The organism is Streptomyces sp. 8L, assembly GCF_020176795.1.
In the GTDB taxonomy this organism is placed as follows: Bacteria; Actinomycetota; Actinomycetes; order Streptomycetales; family Streptomycetaceae; genus Streptomyces.
Map to the genome: position 1 here is coordinate 1 of NZ_JAIUKE010000681.1, position 4,662 is coordinate 4,662.

Consider the following 4,662-nt stretch of genomic DNA (forward strand, 5'->3'; position numbering starts at 1 on the left):
GCACCACCCGCACCACAAGGAGAACCGTGATACCCGAACCGGACATCCTCGTCGTCGGCGGCGGACTCGGCGGCGTGGCGGGGGCGCGCCGCCCCCCCCCCCCCCCCCCCGGGCGCGGCGGCCCCCGGGGGGGGGGGCCCCCGGCGCCCGCGCCGCCACGGCCCGTCCGGACTCCTCGTGCCGGAGGTCTGCCCTGTCCCGTACGCGGGCGGCAGGCCGACGCCGGCGCGCCGGTTGACCAAGTGCGGTAAGTCCCAACCGTTCCACAACGGACCCATGGGTATCTCCTGACCAAGGGTTCACCGCAGGGTCAGGTGGGGCTCCGGGGGCGGACGCGCGCAGGGCCCAGCATTCGCAGCGATGTCCGACAGTGCGCGTCGCCGGGTCCGTGGGGGAGCGGTGCGGTGGCGCAGGTATGGATGGGTGACGAATGTCCAGTGCGAGAAACCCTGCCCGGTCCGGCCGCGGCGCCGCGAGGAAGGCGGCGGCCCTCGTCGGCGCGGCCGCCCTCGTGGCGCTCGGCGGCTCTCTGACGCCCGCCTCGGCGGCGGCGCACAAGGCCGGGGACGGCAGTGCGAAGACGACCACGCCGATCAAGCACGTCGTGGTGATCTTCGGTGAGAACGAGTCCTTCGACCACTACTTCGCGACGTACCCGAAGGCCGCCAACACGGACGGTACGACGTTCGTGGCGTCGAGCCGTACGCCCAAGGTCGACAACCTGGCGAACGCGAAGCTGCTGAAGAAGAACCCGAACCAGTACGCGCCGAAGCGGCTCGGTCCCGACCAGGCGATGACCTGCGACCAGAACCACAGCTACACGCCCGAGCAACTCGCGTACGACAACGGGAAGTCGGACAAGTTCGTCCAGAACACCGAGACGGACACCTGCTCCGGCGGCCTGTTCGGCGAGCCCGGCCTCTCGATGGACTACTACGACGGCAACACCACCACGGCGCTGTGGAACTACGCCCAGCACTACTCGCTGGACGACAACTCGTACGGCGACACGTACGGCCCTTCCACGCCCGGTGCCCTGAACCTGGTCGCGGGGCAGACCCACGGCGTCCTCTCGGTCGACCCGGCCGACACGGAGAAGCCGAAGAAGACGAAGACCCCGGCCAGCTTCGTCGCCTCTCCCGACGCCAAGGGGACCGGCACGCTCAACGGTGACACCGACCCCGCGTACGACGACTGCTCCAACACCGACCACACGGCGACCTCCCCGACGGCCGAGATGCGGGGCAAGAACATCGGTGACCTCCTCAACCGGAAGAAGGTCTCCTGGGGCTGGTTCCAGGGCGGCTTCCGGCCGACCACCGCGTGGAACGGCACGAAGGGCACGTACGCCAAGTGCGACGCGACCCACAAGAACATCAGCGGCGCCTCGGCGGTGGACTACAGCCCGCACCACGAGCCGTTCCAGTACTTCAAGTCGACGTCGAACCCGCACCACTTGGCGCCCGCCAGTGTGAACGAGATCGGTCACAACGGCCGCGCGAACCACAACTACGACCTGACGGACTTCGACGCCGCCCTCGCCGCGCAGAAGCTCCCCGCCGTGTCGTTCCTCAAGGCCTCCGAGTACCAGGACGCACACCCCGGTTACTCGGACCCGGTCGACGAGCAGAACTTCCTCGTCTCCGAGATCAACAAGATCCAGAAGTCGGCGGACTGGAAGTCCACGGCCATCGTCCTCGCGTACGACGACTCGGACGGCTGGTACGACCACGTCGCCCCGCCGGTGCTCAACGGCTCCAAGGACACCACCAAGGCGTCGGACGGCAAGCCCGCCGACGCCGTCGCCTGCCGGCAGGGACCGAAGGCCAAGGGCGGCTACGCCGACCGCTGCGGCCCGGGCCCCCGCCTGCCGATGATGGTCATCTCGCCCTACGCGAAGACGAACAGCGTTGACCACACGCTGACCGAGCAGGGCTCGATCACGCGCTTCATCGAACAGAACTGGTCGACCGGAAGCATCGGCGATGCCTCCTTCGACTCCCGTGACGGCACGCTGAAGAACGCCTTCGACTTCAGGAAGCCCAACAACGTCGAGGTGCTGCTCAGCAAGAACGGCAGTGTCTCCAGCATCAGGTCGATCCCGAAGAAGGCCCCGAAGCCCGCGAAGGACGTCAAGATCGCCGGCCCCATGGGCGGCGGCCTCGACGACTCGGGCCTGGCCTCCCAGAGCGGCGACTCCACGTCCCTGACCGTCCCGGTCACGGCGGGCGCCGCACTCCTGGTCGCGATCGGCGCAGGCGCGGCGATCCGCCGCAGGCGGCGCACCTCGTAACACCGCGCTCCACCGCCCGGGCCCGCTCGGGTGATGAGCGAACCCGGCCGGATGACGAGCGGAGGGGTGGCGCCACCGGGCGCGGCCCCTCCGCCGTCGTGCCGTTTTGCCGCCGGGGGCCGGGGAGAGGCGCACGCGCAGCATCAACGGCGGCCGTGGGGGAACGAGCGGCCCAGGGGAATCCGGAGGAAGGACGCCGTATGCCAGGCCGAGCCACCACCATGGAGCGCATTCCCGTGTCCGATGCCGCGTCCGGCCCGTACGCCCTCACCACGGGGCCGGACGGCGCGCTGTGGCTGACGCTCGTGCACGCGGGTGTCATCGCCCGCCTCGGACCGGACGGCCGCGTGGAGCGCCACCCGCTCGACGCGCCGGGGTGCGGTCCGACGATCCTCACACCGGGCCCGGACGGCGCGCTCTGGTTCACCCGCACCCAGGACCACCGCATCGGCCGCGTCACGGTCACCGGCGAGACGTCGTCGTTCGCCGTCCCGACCGCCGACTGCGGGCCGTACGGGATCACTTCGGGCCCCGACGGCGCGCTCTGGTTCACCGAACTGCACGCCGACCGCGTCGGCCGGATCACCACGGACGGCGTGGCGAGGGAGTACGCGCTGCCCGTCGGGCTCTCGTTCCCCTCCGGCATCACCGCGGGCCCGGACGGCGCGCTGTGGTGCACCCTCAACCAGGCCGACGCGATCGGACGCGTGGGGCCTGCGGGCGATGTGACACTGCATCCGCTCTCCGGCCGCCATGCCGCGCCCGTCGGCATCACCACGGGTGTCGACGGAGCCCTGTGGTTCGTCGAGATCGGCGCCGGGCGGATCGGCCGGATCACCGTGGAGGGCCGGATCGACGAGTTCCCGCTCCCGGACCGGGACTGCAGGCCCCACGCGATCACCGCCGACCACGGCCGGGGCGTGTGCTGGTTCACCGAGTGGGGCACGGGCCGCGTCGGCTCCGTCGCGCCCGACGGGCACGTGGAGGAGTACGCGCTGCCGGACCCCGACTCGGAGCCGCACGGCCTCACGCTGGGCCCGGACGGCGCCGTCTACGTCGCCCTGGAGGTCGGCGAGGTCATCCGGCTCGATCCCTGACCGGCCCGGCGCGAGGTCCGGTCCCCCGGGGGCTTCGCGCCGACGGGCCGTCAGGTCCAGGGCAGCGCGGAGCGGTGCCGCCAGTAGTCGGCGGCCGGCTCCGCGAGGGAGGCCAGGCTCGCCAGTTGGCCGCCGTCCAGCGCGGTGCCCGCCGCGTGCAGGTTGCTGATGACGTCAACGGCCGTCACGGCACCGGACAGCACCACGTCCGCCCACGGCTGTTGGAGGACGGCTGCCAGGGCCACCGCGTCCACCGGGGAGCCGGTCGACGCCGCGAGCGCGTTCAGCTCGGGCGGGAGACCGCCCGCGCCTGCCAGGCGGCCGTTCGCGAGCGCCTCCTTCACGATGACGGCCACGCCCGCCTCGTGCGCCTCGGCCAGTGCGGTGCCCGCCGACGTCTCCAGCAGGTTGTACGTGGCCTGCACGGTCGAGAACAGGGGAGCTCCGTCCACCTCAAGGGCCAGGGCGGCACGGATCGCCTCCGCCTGGGCGGGGCCGCTCGTGGACAGCCCCACCGTCACACCCCCCGCCGCGAGCGCGGCCAGCTCCTCCTGGAGGGCGCGATCCGTGAGCACCGGGCTCTCGGGGGTGACGGAGTGCACCTGATACAGGTCCAGGCGATCACCCAGCAGCGCACGTGTCTGGGCGAGCTGCCGCTCGAACGCGCCGGCACTGTGGTCCTTGACCTCGTGCACATCCGCGTCGAGGCGCCAGTCCCCGACGTACGTGTAACCCCACTTGCTGCCCACCGTGACGTCCCGCACCTCGGGCCGGTGCGCGAGCCAGGCCGCGAGGAACTCCTCCGCACGCCCGTAGGAGCGCGCCGCGTCCAGGTACCGCACGCCGTTCTCGTACGCCGCGTCCAGCACCTCGAAGGCACGCTCGCGCATCGCCTCGACCGTTCGCACGGAGGGCAGTTCCGCGTCCCTGCCCAGCGTGATGTACGCGGGCCTGCCGAGTGCGGCCAGCCCGAGCCCCATACGGGTCGTCCCCGCGGCGGCGGCGCTTTCGAAGGACATCCGCCCTCACCTCCGCGTCCATTGTCCGCCACGGCCGGGGTGCACGCAGTGCCAAGGCAGTTGGGCACCCGCTGCCAACGACAGCCCGCCGCGCGCCGGGCAGTCTTGAACCCGCCTCCCCGGCAGCGGGCGCGCTCGGGCGCGACCGGCCCGGGCGGAGGCGGGGCGCGGGGGGGGGGGGGGGGGGCGGGGGGGGCGGGGCCCCCCCCCGGGGGGGGGGGGGGGGGGGGGGCGCCCCCCGCGGGGGCGGGGC

General features: G+C 72.6%; 3 protein-coding genes. 2 read left to right on the top strand and 1 reads right to left on the bottom strand.

The window, feature by feature from the left end; translation table 11 throughout:
* Positions 1-430: 430 nt before the first annotated feature.
* Positions 431-2,293 carry a phospholipase C gene (locus tag LCE31_RS37005; protein ID WP_225022416.1) on the top strand — a complete coding sequence of 621 codons (1,863 nt, stop codon included), beginning with the start codon at positions 431-433 and terminating at the stop codon, positions 2,291-2,293.
* A 200-nt stretch (positions 2,294-2,493) separates the two neighbouring features.
* Positions 2,494-3,390, top strand: coding sequence for a Vgb family protein (locus LCE31_RS37010; protein ID WP_225022418.1), 897 nt, complete (start codon positions 2,494-2,496; stop codon positions 3,388-3,390).
* A gap of 50 nt (positions 3,391-3,440) precedes the next feature.
* Here the strand turns inward: LCE31_RS37010 and LCE31_RS37015 are convergent, their stop codons facing one another.
* Entirely contained in the window at positions 3,441-4,409 is a 969-nt protein-coding gene (locus LCE31_RS37015) for an aldo/keto reductase (protein WP_225022420.1), read from the bottom strand.
* Positions 4,410-4,662 lie beyond the last annotated feature (253 nt).

Coding starts and splice junctions, on each gene's coding strand:
- LCE31_RS37005 (WP_225022416.1), top strand. CDS start 431: ATGTCCAGTGCGAGAAACCCTGCCCGGTCCGGCCGCGGCGCCGCGAGG.
- LCE31_RS37010 (WP_225022418.1), top strand. CDS start 2,494: ATGCCAGGCCGAGCCACCACCATGGAGCGCATTCCCGTGTCCGATGCC.
- LCE31_RS37015 (WP_225022420.1), bottom strand. CDS start 4,409: ATGTCCTTCGAAAGCGCCGCCGCCGCGGGGACGACCCGTATGGGGCTC.